Source organism: Actinomycetota bacterium (genome assembly GCA_041658625.1).
GTDB lineage: Bacteria > Actinomycetota > JAHEXW01 > JAHEXW01 > JAHEXW01 > JBAZZW01.
In genome coordinates, this window is the sequence record JBAZZW010000002.1 from 178,200 (window position 1) to 192,472 (window position 14,273).

Sequence of the window (14,273 nt, forward strand, 5' to 3'; positions counted from 1 at the left end):
TCTTGTTTTTGTTTGGGGGAAGTAGGTGGCTTCGGAGATTAAGATAATCACGCTGGCTGGTGTGAATAAATTGAAACGCAAAGACATAAAAACCGTTTACTCGATAGTTGAGGATGAAGAATGAGCATTACAGATCTGGAGACGCTTGGATGGAGTCCGTTTTTTGCATCCGCCTTTAAACTTTTTTCTAAATCTGGATATTCAGTTGGCAGGGTGTATGAGGCGCATAAGAATTTCTATCGTCTTCTGACGGAGAACGGCGACTTGCAGGCGAAAATATCGGGTAAGATGCGTCATGAAAGCGTCGTCGGCGGAGATTTCCCCACGGTCGGCGACTGGGTCGTCATCCAGGTAAGAAACGAAGAAGGTGAAGCCACGATCCAAGCCGTTCTTCCCAGATTCAGCAAGTTTTCCCGCAAGGTGGCAGGCGGCGTGACGAGAGAGCAGGTTCTGGCCGCCAACGTAGACACAGCCTTCCTGGTCAGCGCCCTCAATAATGATTTCAATGTCAGAAGGATGGAGCGGTACTTCGCGGTCGCTATGGAGAGTGGAGCCAATCCGGTTGTCGTGCTGAACAAGGATGATCTATTTAGCGACGATGTCATAGAAGCGAAGATCGCCGAAGCGAAGAAATCCGCGTCAGACGTGCCGATCTTTGCTGTCAGCGCGTTAACCGGTCATGGTATGCAAGACCTTGCCGGCTATATTCCCAAAGGGAAAACGGCCGTCTTCCTGGGTTCATCCGGAGTCGGCAAATCCGCCCTAATCAACGCTCTGCTCGGCAGATACACCCAGAAGACAAACACGGTTCGAGAGGGTGACGATAAGGGAAGACACACAACGTCTTTTCAGAAACTGATTATCTTGCCTGACAAAGGTATGGTAATAGACACTCCCGGCCTTCGCGAACTCCAGCTTTGGGATATTGAGGGCGGTTTGGGCGGCGCCTTTAAAGACATAGAGGACATCGGGGCCGGCTGCAAGTTCCGAGACTGTTTGCACGAGAGCGAGCCGGGATGCGCGGTTAGAAAAGCCATCAGTCAAGGGACTGTCGATGCTTCCAGATTGGAAAACTATCTAAAGCTACAGCAAGAAATCGCTTACACGGCCGACAGGAAAGAGTTTCTAGCGAAGAAGAACGAGCGGGAGCGCCACATCAGCAAAATTGCCAAGAAAATGCGCCATTGATAGAAAGAATGGGCTTAGACAACTCTCATATCTTGAAGCACTCCGCAAACAAAACTACGAATAATTTGTTATGCTTGCTTAGCAAATTATTAAGCTGCGTACCGCCATGCTGAGGGGGCTCTGAAGTGAAGAAGAAAACGCTTTCGAATAAAGAACAACCAAAGGCAAAGTTAGGCCAGAGTACGCAAAACTTGCAGCAAAAAACGACTCATAGGAAAAAACTCGACACAAAACTATCAGAGGTAAAATCTCAAAGCAAACACCGAGAGACCAAGGCCGCAGCCGTCACCGCAGCTGCGGCTGACCTTGCTGCCGACGAGACCAACACCGCCGCTGCCGCTACCACCGCAGCCGCCACCGCAGCCGCCACCGCAGCCGACGCTGCCGCTGCTGCCGCTGCTGCCGCCGCGGCTGCTACTGTTGCTGCCGATGCCGTGGCCGATGCCGTGGCCGATGCCACAAATACGGCCGCTGCTGCCGCCGCCACTGCGGCCGTCACTGCCGCCGCTGTTGTCCACGCCGCTGTTACGGCCGCTGCCACAGCCGCCACTGACGCTGCCACTGCTGCTGCCACTGCTGCTGCCACTGCTGCTGCCACTGCTGCTGCCACTGCTGCCACTGCTGCCACTGCCGCGGCCGCCGCAGCCACCGCCGTCACCACAGCTACCGCTGCCGATACCGCAGCTACCGCTGCGGCTGATGCGGCCACCACCGCTACCTCTGCCTTAGTTGAATCTGAGATTCGGCGCGGCCGGCAAGAAGAACTTGCGCGAACCGATAGACTAACTGAGCTTGGAAATCAGAGCGGATTCTTCGAGGATCTCGATCGACAATTAAAGGTACTTATCCGCTATAAACATCCGGCTGCTCTTGCGGTAATTGATATCGATGATTTCAAAGATGTCAACGACACCTTCGGTCATATAGCCGGTAACAGACTCTTGAGAACTGTTGGACTTGCTATCCGTCAGTCAATTCGCTCATCCGATATGGCCGGCAGAATCGGCGGCGACGAGTTTGCCATCTTATTCCCTGAGACGGAACCTAAAAAGGCGAAGCAAGTAGTGGACAAATTGTTGGCCGCCCTTTACAGAGTCACGAAAGATGAGTTTCCGGACGTTACCTACAGTGTCGGGATAGCTGGCTATAAAAGCGTGCCAACCGCCTATAAGGATATGGTACGGGCGGCCGATCTATTGATGTATGAAATTAAGAAGAAGGGCAAGAATGGCGTAAAGCTTAAGATTATCAATTAATACTACATTTCTTCCTGCGGCGCTCGCGCCACAAACACATTTATCAATTGTACGATGCCGAACGCGATTAGCAAGTAAAAAGCCATGGCAAGGAGAATCGGCCATTCAAAGACATTATTACCGATGGTGGAAGACGGGAAGATCAGATTAAATGGAGCCATAAACGGTGCTGAGACGGTGTCGATGAACACCACAATACCCGAAGCCGCGTTGGCAGCGAAGAGACGGAAAATGAAGCGGAAGACAAGCAGAACCTCGATTACTCCCGCTAAGTAATAAATGATGTTCACGGCCTTGAAATGGCGGATCTCCCGGCGGGGCGCCGGAACAACGTCTTGCGGTTTCTCTGGGGTATCATTTCTTTCTTGAATATCATTCATGATATCACTCCCTCTGCGTAAGGATTGGCTGAACACTCTATGCCGATAGCGTAGTCTAGAGCGTCATTACGGTCAAGCCGGACGGCGGCGGTGTTATACTTGTATAAGGGGTAAGATTGAAAACCGTCGCTACGAACAAAAAAGCCTTTCACGATTATTTCATCGAAGAGACCTACGAAGCCGGGATGCAGCTTAAGGGAACCGAAGTTAAATCGCTGCGGGCCGGCCGGGCGAACCTGAAGGACAGTTTCGGGCGGATAAGCGGCAACGAAGTCTTCGTGCTGAACCTGCACATCAGCCCCTATGAACAGGGCAACATCGCCAACCACGAGCCGACAAGGGAACGAAAACTTCTGCTCAACAAGGCGGAGATCGGGCGGCTGACGGGTAAGGTAAAAGAGCGGGGATATACGCTGATCCCACTGAAGATATATTTCAAACACGGTTTGGCGAAAGTAGAGATTGGCTTAGGCAAGGGCAAAGCGCAGTACGATAAGCGCCACACCATCGCCGAGAAAGAAGCCAGACGTGAGATGGAAAGGGCTTTCAAAGCCAAGCACCAACCCAAGCAGAAGCAGAGAGCTTAGGGCGCATAGCAGTTAGTATTTGGTGGTTAGTAGTTAGAAAGTACTTACTAACGACTAATAACTAACAGCCAACAACTAGGCAATGTAACTTGAAAAAGACCGTTCGACCGAGGGGGTGCACTGGTTTCGACCTTGGGGATACGGTAAGAGAAGCGAGCCGAGTCCCGGTCCTCGTTAAACAGCCGGAACGGCATTAACTGCCGACACTGAACTAGCATACGCTGCCTAATTAGTTAGGTAACGTCGTCTACCGGGGAGTCCCACGGCCCCGAATAGGCGTCGCAAGTGGGAAACCGTAAGGCCGGACTCCCGCTAAGGCCTGCGGTAACCAGCGGGATGGCTGTCCGAACCCTGTCTTTGGGGTCCCGGGCGGCGAGATTTAAACAAAGGCTACGCTCGAAGATGCTCTTATCTAGGCTCTAAGGGACGCGGGTTCGATCAACATAATGGTCGCCCTTGGCAGTAACGCCAAGCGGAAAACGAGGCTTACATCGGTGAACTCTAAGTCCCGTACAACGGGATACGACAACGCCGAGGGGTCGAAAGGCCCTGTAGAGACTGACATAGCTGTCAGTGCTGGAAGGCAAATCTAAGACGGCTATTATACGCCTCGCTCCTCTATTAATAATAGAGGATGAAGACATAGTCCCTGCCCGACGGAAACGCCGGGGATTCAGGTCCCGCCACCTCCACCAGTTGACAGAAAGGTCGCCTACCAGGCGGCCTTTCTGCATTTCTTAACAGAAACAAAAACGAAAACAGAAACTAGAACAGAAACTGCCATAAAAGAGTCATCCTGGGATTCGACCCCAAAGTCGAATCGCAGGAACTGACACGCCACCCACTATCCAGGAAAAATCGTGTTTGGTGGATCAGGAACAGAGGCATCGGCCATTTTTTGTCGCTGAAAATAAAAATCCCCTCTGATTTGTTGTCCCCACCCAAACAACAGCCTCGCGGAAGAGGGTGCTCGATGATATAATGGTTTACAACAGTTATAGACCGCAAGGAGTGATTAGAATGTCAAGAACAGCAAAGACATTGGGGTTCTCTGTAGCCCCGGAGCTTAAAGAAGAAATCGAGGCAATGGCCGCAATAGAGGGTGTTTCCAAAAGCGCGCTGTTCAGGGAAATGGTAAAAGCGTATAAAGTGATGAAGAAAGAGGAAGGATTCTTCGCAGTACAGCGAAATATCGTTAAGCGAAGAAAAGAAAAGAGACAAAATCACGATTTCGATGAGTTCTTTGGTGCTTGGAATAAAGAAGAAGCGGACGAATTTGACAAGGTCATCGAGGAAATGTTTGAACAAATTGATGAGGATATGTGGAAATGAGCGCAGCGATTATTGATACTTCAGCATATTCGGCAATGCAGCGGGGAAGCCAGGGCATAAGAGATGTGCTGCGGAAGAGTGACATGATTGTCGTATGCCCGATTACCCTTGGGGAATTGCAGGCCGGATACGCGTCCGGAAATCGCGAGCAGCAAAACAGAGATGAACTAGATCATTTCTTGAGTAAATCCAGCGTTTTATTAATAGACATAGACGAAGACACAGCTGATCGCTATGCACTGATCATGAAAACCCTTAAAGAAAACGGTACGCCGGTGCCGACGAATGATGTCTGGCTGGCGGCGTTGGCCTGGCAGTATGGGTATAAGATTCTGACGCTGGACGACCACTTCAAAAGAATCCCCCAAGTGGCCTTAGTGCCTTTAAAATAGCGCGGACAAACCCGCCCCCAATATCTCCAAAATAGTGCGGACGAACCCGCCCAAAATATCCCTCGCCCCTTCGGGGAGAGGATTGAGGTGAGGGGGCCAGACCCAGACCATTGCTCTTCGAGTAAGCAAAGCGAGTGGAGAAGCTGAGGGTGCCGCTTGCAGAAACAGAAACCCCCTCAGATTGATTGTCCCCACCCACCCTATAAATAGACTCGCGGGACAGTTGCTCGATAATAATAGAAGTGATAACATAACTGTAAGAGTGATTACACAACATTTGGAGAATGTAATGGTCAGAACTCAGATACAATTGACGGAAATACAGTCGGAAAAGATTAAGGCAATGGCGAAAGAGCGAAAAGTATCAATGGCTACCATCATCCGTGAGTCGCTTGATGCAACTCTGGCGGGAGAGATTACGATTTCAACTCGTGAGAAGCGCGAACGAGCCAAGAAAATCGCCGGGGCGTTCCGTTCCGGCATGCCGGATGTAGGCAAGGAACATGACAAATACTTGAACAAGGCTTTTGAGTGATTGTATTTGTAGATACTTCAATATTATTTGACACACTAGACGCCTCCTCTAAAACGCACAAAATCTCGAGCAAGAGGTGGTCTAGAGCACTGGACGGCGAGGACGTCTTGTTTACTCATAACTATGTGCTGGTCGAGACGCTAGCTCTTATCCAAAACCGGTTAGGCATGACGGCTGTGACCGCTTTCGCAGAAGACGTGCTGCCAGTTCTTTCGGTTCGCTGGATCGACGACGCAACGCACAAGGCCGCTCTGGCCGCCTTGTTAACGGCCAAACGCCGACAGATGAGCTTCGTTGATTGCGCAAGCTTCCAAATAATGCGAGAACTTAGTATCAAGTCCGCGTTTACCCTGGACTCTCATTTTAAACAACAAGGATTTAGGATTTATAGATAAACTCGGCTAGTAGCATCCCCTCTGATTTGTTGTCCCCACCCACCCAAAAAGGTGAAGGTTGAAGTTCAATAAAGGAAGTGATATCATAGTGATATCATAAAGGAGGTTGCCGTGAATCGTTTTCTTGTATCGATGCCCGACAGTTATATTAAGGATCTTGACCGCCAGGCCAAGCAGGAATCCAGGTCCCGTAGCGAAATCATCAGGGAACTAGTGAAGGACCATTTCGAACGCAAGAAGCAAGAGAAGGAAGTCGAAAAACGTAGGGAGGCTGCTCGGCGGGATATGGACCGGATTCGTGCTCTGACGAAAGGCTCCGGGTTCAGCGGTTCCGATTTCATTCGTGAATGGCGGTATCGTGACGAGAAGTAATTTAGAGTCGCCTTACCTTATCGACACAAGTGTTCTGGTCAAATGGTTTATTGAAGAACATGGTTCTGAAAACGCGATTCGGCTGCGTAACAAGTCGGCCGTCGGAAATATAGATATTGCGACAACAGAGCTGGCCTATTATGAACTTGCCAACGCTCTTAGGAACAGCCGGCTTCTGCCGGAAGCCGAAATCCACCGAGCCGTAGAGGATCTCCGCGCGGAAAGAATCCATGTTGTTCCATTTGATATGGACGCTCTGCATATTGCCATTGAAAACGCTGTTGAATATGAGATATCAATCTACGACGCCTACTTTGTCGCCTTGGCTGATCTAGAGGGAATGACTCTAGTGACGGCAGATGAGAAGCTGGTCGCCAAAGTCAGCGGCCGTTCAGCTGTCATAGCACTTCAAGACCTCGCGTAAATAGCCCTGCACACCGCGCGAACTAAAATGTAAAGGATGTCCGGTTTGCACATTCTTTATGGGGAGAGGGAGCTTCTCGATTCGCTTCGCTCACTCGAAGAATATAGTAGGCAATAAAAAGGCCGCTGGTGGGCGGCCTTTTTGGTTGTTAGTGTGACTTCTCGATTCGCTCGATGAGCTTCTCCAATCTCTCTCGACAAGCTCGAGATCAGTCGAAGATCGAGATCAGTCGAAGAATATGTTTTAGGTTTAGCTTGATTTTGCGGCGTAGTGGAAGTCTTTGAGGGTGCGGCGTTCGATGGGACGGCCTAGAGTCTTTTCGATGTCTCTGACGGTGCCGTGATCGTCTTTCGTGACCAGGGTGAAGGCGTCTCCTTCATTCTCCGCGCGTCCTGTGCGGCCGATCCGGTGGATATAAGAATCGGCGCAGTCGGGAACGTCGTAATTGACAACGTGAGACACCATAGCAATATCTAAGCCGCGGGCGGCGATGTCGGTCGCGACCAGTAGATGTGTGCGGCCCGACTTGAAATCGCGCAGGGCGGCTTGGCGCTGCGACTGGGATTTATTGGAGTGAAGCACGTCTGTCTTGAAGCCGGCCCGGCCGACCTGCTGGGCGACCCGGTTGGCCCGGTGTTTCGTCCTCGTAAAGACAAGGACGGACGACGTGTCTGTGTTCTTCAAAAGATGAATCAAGAGCGAAGTCTTCTGGTGATGGTCGCAAGGATAAAGCGCGTGCGACACTGTCTTGGCCGGCGCGATAATATCGACGGACACCCGTTCGGGGTTCTTCAAGGCACCCGCCAGCGGTTTCAAGCCCGCCGGGAAGGTCGCGGAGAACAGCATCGTCTGCCGCTCCTTGGGAAACTCGTTTATTATTCTGGTGACATCCGGGATAAAGCCCATATCCAGCATCCTGTCGGCCTCGTCTAAGACGGCGATCTCAACCCGAGTTATGTCACCGGTCGCGCGCGTCATGTGGTCAAGCAGACGTCCGGGACAGGCCACGATAATCTCGGTGCCGTCGCGCAGCGCGTCTTCCTGCGGGTTAAATCCGACGCCGCCATAAACGGTCGCGGAGCGGATATCCGTAAACCGGCCAAACTCGCGAAATGCTTCATTGATCTGTTCAGCAAGTTCGCGCGTCGGCGCGAGAATTAAAACTCTGGTCGCTTTATAGTTTACGGGATGATCGATCAGATATTGCAGAATCGGAATGGCAAACGCGGCGGTTTTTCCGGTGCCCGTTTGGGCCGTGCCGATGATGTCGCGTCCTTCCATAAGAATCGGGATGGCGCTGGCCTGGATGGGCGTCGGTGTGACGTATCCGGCCTTGTTGATGCTCTTAAGGAGCATCTCGTCCAAGCCAAAGTCCGAAAAGACGATTCCTCCGGAAGCGACACTGGCGGACGTGGTGACTGGTTTGTGTTCCGGACGCATTGAATGATGTCTGGCCTGGCGTTCGGCTGAGTTCGACGGAACTCGCTCGCGGCCAGCCTTTTTCTTAGCCCGACATTCCGGGCATCTGACTGGCGGATTGAATCCGCGTGAAGCGAAGAACTCCTGTTCTTCTGTGGTAAACATGAATTGCGCGCCGCATTCACGGCACGACAACGACGTGTCGGTGTAGCTCAATATTCTTCTCCTTCGACTAATGAACATACGCATTGTCTCGAAGGCTTGAAGAACAAGAGCCGGGGAATTCCGGAGGGCCAAACCCGCGATAACAACCTTATCAGTATAACACATCTGCTATAATTGGGTTTCAGCTTGCACGGAAGGAGAGCCTTGAACAACAGGCCTATCGGCATATTTGACTCAGGAGTCGGCGGTTTGACCGTTGTCCGGGCGGTGCTGGAGCACCTGCCCGAAGAAGACATAATCTATTACGGCGATACGGCCCGCTTTCCATACGGGCCGAAAGATTTGAGGGACGTCAGGGGTTTCGTCTTCGAGATCGCGCAATATCTGATCGACCAGGGCGTCAAGATCATAGTAATCGCCTGTAATACGGGAACCGCGGCCGGATTAGTAGACGCGCAGAGGAAGTTTGACATACCGATCATCGGTGTCGTCGAGCCGGGCGCCAGAGGCGCGGCGCTGGCGACCGTCGACCGCAGAGTCGGGGTAATCGGAACGGAAGGTACGATAGCCAGTGGCACCTACCAGCGGGCCATTGAAGCGCTGGACGCGGGCATCAAAGTGACCGCGCAGGCTTGCCCGAGGTTCGTCGAGTTCGCCGAGAGCGGGGAGACGGAAGGACCGGCCATTACCGCCGTCGCGGAGGAATATCTGGCGTCTTTGAAAAAGAGTAGAGTTGACACGGTCATTCTCGGTTGTACGCATTACCCGCTGCTGACCGAGGTCATTCAGAAAGTCATGGGGCCGGACGTGAAGCTGATTAGCTCGGCGACGGAAACCGCGACGGAAGTCGAGGAGAATCTGACCAGACGCGGGTATCTGGCGGAAAACAAGGACGGCGCGACGCATCGCTTTATCGTTAGCGGCGATACGACGTCCGTGCACGATCTGGTAAAAAGGTTTCTCGGCCGGGACGGCGAGAGCGTTGAGCAGGTAGTGATTGGGTAGTGATGTAAGTGAATATAGAAGTGATGAAGGTGAAGATAGTGATGGAAGTGAGAGATTGAAACGGGCGGATGGAAGGGACTTCGGCGAACTGCGCGAAGTCACCATAACAAAAGACTATATAGAATGGGCCGAAGGGTCATGTCTATACGAAGCTGGGAACACCAAGGTCATATGTACGGCCAGCGTTGAGGAACGCGTCCCGATGTGGCTGCGCGACTCGGGCGGCGGCTGGGTGACCGGCGAATACGGGATGTTGCCCCGGGCGACGCACACCAGGAAGCAGCGGGAGGCGTCCAGCGGCCGTTTGGGCGGACGCACCCAGGAGATTCAGCGCCTGATCGGACGGGCCTTAAGGTCCGTCGTCCATTTGGATAAACTAGGCGAAATTACCGTTTGGGTTGATTGCGACGTGATCCAGGCCGACGGCGGAACCAGAACGGCGGCGGTAACGGGCGGATTTATCGCTCTTTATGACGCGCTGATGGGACTGGCACCCGGGATGGGCTGGAAAGAGCCGCCGGTCACGGAGTTTCTGGCGGCGACTAGCGTCGGCATTGTCGGGCGACAGTATTGCCTGGACCTGAACTACGAGGAAGACAGTAAGGCGGAAGTTGACATGAACCTGGTAATGACGGAGAGCGGCAAGATCATCGAGGTTCAAGGTACAGCCGAAGCCTATCCCTTCAGCAGGGACGGAATGGACAAAATGATCGACCTGGCCGGCGCCGGAATAAAACAACTGACTAAGAAACAAAAAACAGTCTTGGGGCTGATTGAGTGACAGACATAATTATCGCGACCCAGAATGAGGGCAAAATTGACGAGATTATCGCGGCTTTAAGTATGCCCGACATCCGTTGGCTAACCTACAAAGACTTCAAGGATTGGCCGGAAATCATCGAATCGGAGCCTGATTTTGAAGGAAACGCGCGGAAAAAAGCAATAACGCTAGCAAATTACTTCGGGAAATACGCCCTGGCGGACGATTCCGGGCTGGAAGTGGACGCTTTAAGCGGAGAACCGGGCGTTTTAAGCTCCCGTTTCGCCGGAGAACCCCCAAATACTGAGAATAATAACGTAAAACTGCTTAAGCTTTTGGAAGGCGTGCCGTATGAGAAAAGGACGGCACGGTTCCGTTGCGTTATTGCGTTGGCCTCTCCAAAAGGCGACGTGAAAGCGTCCGAAGCCTCTGTTGAGGGCAGGATAGTTCTAAAACCATCGGGAGACAGCGGATTCGGCTATGACCCGTTGTTTATTCCGAACGGACACGAGTCAACGATGGCTGAGCTGGAGTTAACAGAGAAAAACAAGATCAGCCACCGCGGTTTAGCCCTCGGCAAGCTAAGAGGAGCGATCGAGAGCCTAGCGCGCTAGGTTGCGTGTCATCAGCCCATTCCTTTATCATAATAGGGTTAGGGTGTTGGAGGTCGACGGGGTGTGGCGCAGCTTGGTTAGCGCGCGTGCTTTGGGAGCACGAGGCCGGAGGTTCGAATCCTCTCACCCCGACCATTAATAATCAGCGGGAGTAGCTCAATTGGTAGAGCCCTAGCCTTCCAAGCTGGTGGTCGCGGGTTCGAATCCCGTCTCCCGCTCCAGAAGTACGGTAGTTGGTTGTTAGTTGTTAGGAAGGCTTTGCTTGAAGATTCTTCGCCAACTACTAATGACTAATTGCTAACAACTTGTGTGTGGTGATCGTAGCTCAAAGGCAGAGCACCGGACTGTGGTTCCGGTGGTTGGGGGTTCGAGTCCCCTCGGTCACCCCAAAGTTTAAGGGTGAGAACGCCCCAAAGTACGGTAGTTGGTTGTTAGTTGTTGGTATTTAGATGGGATTTGGCCGAACGTTCTTTGCTAACGACTAATAACTAACCACCAACAACTAGTATGTTGGCGCCCGTAGCTCAATTGGATAGAGCATCGGACTTCTAATCCGGTGGTTGGAGGTTCGAGTCCTCCCGGGCGTGCCATCCCCAACCTAGCGGTTGGGTAACAAGGAACGGATAACTGACAACTAACAACAAAAGAGCAGACAGAAAGACAATGTTGTAGGTTGTTCGTAGTAAGTTGTAAGTTCGAGCGATAGCGAGATGGGCGTGCCATCCCCAACCTAGCGGTTGGGTAACAAGGAACGGATAACTGACAACTAACAACAAAAGGGCAGACAGAAAGACAATGTTGTAGGTTGTTCGTAGTAAGTTGTAAGTTCGAGCGATAGCGAGATGGGCCGTTAGCTCAGCTGGTAGAGCAGGGGACTCTTAATCCCAAGGTCACAGGTTCGATCCCTGTACGGCCTACCATTCTTCGCGGTTAGGCTGCGAAGTTTTGTAGGGCTCCGCCTTAAAAGGCGCTACGAATGGCAGGCCATTCTAGAATAGAGCGAAGTATAGTAGAGTCCGTCATGTACGTGCGAGGATGGCGGAATTGGTAGACGCGCCAGGTTTAGGACCTGGTGCCGAAAGGCTTGGGGGTTCGAGTCCCCCTCCTCGCACCAGACCGATGACGAAGACGAGAACCCCCAAGCAAGGGGGAAATCTCCAGGGGGAAAGGTTCCCCCGGGAGTCTATTGTAAGGAAGGGGATATATTAAAGGGGAAACCGTTGGTTGCCCTTGTGAGGAGGGCAGACGGTTAGGTGGCTGCCCGACGCTTGGGCGGTTCGAGTCCCCCTCCTCGCACCAGAGCCGCCAAAAGGCGGCAACTGACAACCGACAACAAACGACACACAACGTGTCGACAAGATGAAGAAACCAGTTGTTGGTTGTAAGTGGTAAGTTATTGTTCACGAACGTAGCAGAGCGGAGGAAGTGTGAAAACGACCGTTAAGAAACTTGGAGACAGCAAGATTCTCCTAACCGTAGAAGTATCCGAAGTAGACATGAAGCGGCTTCTCAACGAAGCCGCCAGGGAATTATCGCTCCGCATAAACATACCAGGCTTCCGGAAAGGCAGCGCCCCGAGATCCGTCCTTGAGGCCAAGGTCGGCCCGACCGCGATTGTCGAAGAATTTCTGCAAGGCGGCGGGTTGCCCAACCTCTACAGCAGGGCCGTTGCCGAGTCCGGCTACGAACCAATCGCTCAGCCCGAGGTTGACATGAAAGACCCGCCGGAACCAGGGAAACCGTTTAAATTTACGGCAACCGTCGAGGTCAAACCGGATGTGGATCTGACCGACGTCAAGAAAATCAAAGTCAAGAAACCCGAAGTCAAAGTAGCTGAGGAAGAATTGGAACACGAGATTACCGGGCTACGGGATCGGTTTGCGGAGATTCAGGACGCTGAGGCGGCCAAGATTGAGAACGGATTGTTTGCCATGATCGACTTTGACGGATCGGTCAGCGGCCAGCCGCTGGAAGGCGGAAAGGCGGAAGACTATCTTTTAGAGATCGGCTCGAATATGTTCTGGCCGGGTTTTGAGGAACAAATTATGGGCGCCAAGCGGGGCGAAGACAGGAAGATAACGGTAGCGGTTCCCGAAGAATACTTTGAGAAGTCGCTGGCCGGCAAGACCGCGGAGTTTAAAGTCAAGGTCAAAGACATAAAGAAAAAGATCGTTCCGCCGTTAGACAAGGAATTTGCTAAGAAGGTCGGATTTGAGTCCGTCGAAGGCTTTCGCAAGGACGTGAAGGACAACATCAGACGCGTTAAGGAAAATCAAGCGCGTGAAGCCTTCGGGGCGGATGTTGTTCGGGCGGCCGCGGCGGCGGCCAAAGTTGAGGTCCCGCAGTCTATGACGGACCAGTATACCGAAAGGATGATTTCCTCTTTCATGCAGCAGCTCCAGGAAGTCGGAGCAACCATGGAAGATTATCTCGCCACGCAGGAAGGATTGACGATAGAGAAGTTCAGAGAGGGGGTCGCGGCCGACGCCGCGATAACGGCGAAATCCGATTTGGTGCTGGACGCCCTGGCCAAACAGGAAAAGATTATTATCAGTGATCCTGAGCTGGACGAGTCTATTAACAAGTACATTAGCAGCATGGGAGACGAAGGCAAGTTTTTCACTGAGGGGCCGGACGCGCTAACCAACCGGGCCAGGTTGCGGACGGCGATAAAGCAGGACCTTTTGAAAGCCAAGGCCGCGGATTTTCTTCTTAGCCTGGTAGATAAGCCTGTCAAAAAAAAGAAAGCTGAAACTGCGGACGCTGCCGATAAACCTACCGCGGCAAGCAAGCCGGCTAAAGCCGATAAACCTGCCAAGGCAGGTAAACCCGACAAGGAGGATAAATAATGAGCCTAGTACCGATTGTCGTCGAACATACATCACGCGGTGAGAGGTCGTACGATATCTTTTCGCGGCTTCTTAAGGACAGGGTTATCTTTCTGGGGACGGAGATCAATGACGATATCTCCAATCTTATCATGGCTCAGATGCTTTTCTTGGAGAGCGAGGACCCGGAAAAAGACATTAACCTTTACATAAACTCTCCGGGCGGTATTGTTACCTCCTGCCTGGCGATATACGACACTATGCAATACATCAAGCCGGATGTCGCGACCACATGCATAGGCCAAGCCGCCAGCGGCGCGGCGGTCCTCTTGGCGGCTGGGGCCAAAGGGAAGCGCTATGCCACCCAGAATTGCCGGGTGCTGATGCATCAACCGCACGGCGGCACCCAGGGACAGGCGGCCGATATAGATATCCAGGCCAGGGAGATACTTAGGACGCGTAAGCTGTTGGATAATATTCTGGCTAAGCATACCGGGCAAAGCGTCAAGAAAATCACGTCGGACACCGACCGCGACTACATCATGACGGCCGAAGAGGCCAAAGTGTACGGCGTGATTGATCAGGTCTTTGTAAACAGGAGCGAAGCCAAGGGGGCATAAC

General features: G+C 52.4%; 16 protein-coding genes, 6 tRNA genes and 1 other RNA gene. 21 read left to right on the forward strand and 2 right to left on the reverse strand.

The features are described 5' to 3' along the window. Positions 1-120: 120 nt before the first annotated feature. Together rsgA and WC891_05785 are read left to right on the forward strand one after the other, a co-directional pair. Positions 121-1,188, forward strand: coding sequence for a ribosome small subunit-dependent GTPase A (gene rsgA, locus WC891_05780; GenBank protein ID MFA5867456.1), 1,068 nt, complete (start codon positions 121-123; stop codon positions 1,186-1,188). Positions 1,189-1,313: 125 nt separating this feature from the next. After that, positions 1,314-2,444, forward strand: coding sequence for a GGDEF domain-containing protein (locus tag WC891_05785; protein MFA5867457.1), 1,131 nt, complete (start codon positions 1,314-1,316; stop codon positions 2,442-2,444). 2 nt (positions 2,445-2,446) lie between these two features. On the opposite strand, the gene WC891_05790 is transcribed toward WC891_05785, so the two are convergent. Beyond that, the gene (locus WC891_05790; GenBank protein ID MFA5867458.1) at positions 2,447-2,824 is read right to left on the reverse strand and encodes a YggT family protein; all 378 of its coding nucleotides are present in this window, start codon (positions 2,822-2,824) and stop codon (positions 2,447-2,449) included. A 116-nt stretch (positions 2,825-2,940) separates the two neighbouring features. Between WC891_05790 and smpB the strand changes: the two genes are divergently transcribed. The 8 genes from smpB (at position 2,941) to WC891_05830 (ending at position 6,861) form a co-directional block, all read left to right on the forward strand. Next, positions 2,941-3,411, forward strand: coding sequence for an SsrA-binding protein SmpB (gene smpB / locus WC891_05795; protein ID MFA5867459.1), 471 nt, complete (start codon positions 2,941-2,943; stop codon positions 3,409-3,411). A gap of 119 nt (positions 3,412-3,530) precedes the next feature. Beyond that, positions 3,531-3,852: a transfer-messenger RNA gene (ssrA, locus tag WC891_05800) on the forward strand. Positions 3,853-4,431: 579 nt separating this feature from the next. Then, positions 4,432-4,743, forward strand: coding sequence for a ribbon-helix-helix domain-containing protein (locus WC891_05805; GenBank protein MFA5867460.1), 312 nt, complete (start codon positions 4,432-4,434; stop codon positions 4,741-4,743). After that, a complete protein-coding gene (locus WC891_05810; protein ID MFA5867461.1) occupies positions 4,740-5,135 on the forward strand; it encodes a type II toxin-antitoxin system VapC family toxin in 396 nt (131 codons plus the stop codon). The genes WC891_05805 and WC891_05810 overlap by 4 nt, the downstream gene beginning before the upstream one ends. 289 nt (positions 5,136-5,424) lie before the next feature. Continuing rightward, a complete protein-coding gene (locus WC891_05815) occupies positions 5,425-5,670 on the forward strand; it encodes a CopG family transcriptional regulator (GenBank protein ID MFA5867462.1) in 246 nt (81 codons plus the stop codon). Further along, on the forward strand, positions 5,667-6,065 hold the full coding sequence (locus tag WC891_05820) for a PIN domain-containing protein (GenBank protein MFA5867463.1): 399 nt from the start codon (positions 5,667-5,669) through the stop codon (positions 6,063-6,065). The genes WC891_05815 and WC891_05820 overlap by 4 nt, the downstream gene beginning before the upstream one ends. Before the next feature lie 111 nt (positions 6,066-6,176). Beyond that, complete coding sequence (locus WC891_05825; protein MFA5867464.1) at positions 6,177-6,437, forward strand: ribbon-helix-helix protein, CopG family; 261 nt, start codon at positions 6,177-6,179, stop codon at positions 6,435-6,437. Further along, positions 6,424-6,861, forward strand: a complete 438-nt coding sequence (locus WC891_05830) for a type II toxin-antitoxin system VapC family toxin (protein MFA5867465.1) — start codon at positions 6,424-6,426, stop codon at positions 6,859-6,861. Before WC891_05825 ends, WC891_05830 begins: the two co-directional genes overlap by 14 nt. Positions 6,862-7,110: 249 nt before the next feature. On the opposite strand, the gene WC891_05835 is transcribed toward WC891_05830, so the two are convergent. Next, positions 7,111-8,496, reverse strand: a complete 1,386-nt coding sequence (locus WC891_05835) for a DEAD/DEAH box helicase (GenBank protein MFA5867466.1) — start codon at positions 8,494-8,496, stop codon at positions 7,111-7,113. 153 nt (positions 8,497-8,649) lie between these two features. On the opposite strand from WC891_05835, the gene murI reads away from it, so the two are divergent. The 11 genes from murI (at position 8,650) to WC891_05890 (ending at position 14,272) form a co-directional block, all read left to right on the forward strand. Beyond that, the gene (gene murI, locus WC891_05840) at positions 8,650-9,450 is read left to right on the forward strand and encodes a glutamate racemase (GenBank protein MFA5867467.1); all 801 of its coding nucleotides are present in this window, start codon (positions 8,650-8,652) and stop codon (positions 9,448-9,450) included. 55 nt (positions 9,451-9,505) lie between these two features. Next, entirely contained in the window at positions 9,506-10,231 is a 726-nt protein-coding gene (rph, locus tag WC891_05845; protein ID MFA5867468.1) for a ribonuclease PH, read from the forward strand. Then, a complete protein-coding gene (rdgB, locus tag WC891_05850) occupies positions 10,228-10,824 on the forward strand; it encodes an RdgB/HAM1 family non-canonical purine NTP pyrophosphatase (protein MFA5867469.1) in 597 nt (198 codons plus the stop codon). Before rph ends, rdgB begins: the two co-directional genes overlap by 4 nt. Positions 10,825-10,881: 57 nt before the next feature. Continuing rightward, positions 10,882-10,959: transfer RNA gene (locus tag WC891_05855), tRNA-Pro, on the forward strand. Between the two features lie 10 nt (positions 10,960-10,969). Continuing rightward, a tRNA-Gly gene (locus WC891_05860) sits at positions 10,970-11,045 on the forward strand. Positions 11,046-11,138: 93 nt separating this feature from the next. After that, positions 11,139-11,213: transfer RNA gene (locus tag WC891_05865), tRNA-His, on the forward strand. 124 nt (positions 11,214-11,337) lie between these two features. Next, positions 11,338-11,414 (forward strand) — tRNA-Arg (locus WC891_05870). Positions 11,415-11,668: 254 nt separating this feature from the next. Beyond that, a tRNA-Lys gene (locus WC891_05875) sits at positions 11,669-11,744 on the forward strand. A 109-nt stretch (positions 11,745-11,853) separates the two neighbouring features. Beyond that, positions 11,854-11,938: transfer RNA gene (locus WC891_05880), tRNA-Leu, on the forward strand. A gap of 313 nt (positions 11,939-12,251) precedes the next feature. Beyond that, a complete protein-coding gene (gene tig / locus WC891_05885; GenBank protein MFA5867470.1) occupies positions 12,252-13,673 on the forward strand; it encodes a trigger factor in 1,422 nt (473 codons plus the stop codon). Then, on the forward strand, positions 13,673-14,272 hold the full coding sequence (locus WC891_05890; GenBank protein MFA5867471.1) for an ATP-dependent Clp protease proteolytic subunit: 600 nt from the start codon (positions 13,673-13,675) through the stop codon (positions 14,270-14,272). The genes tig and WC891_05890 overlap by 1 nt, the downstream gene beginning before the upstream one ends. The last annotated feature ends 1 nt before the right edge of the window (position 14,273 follow it).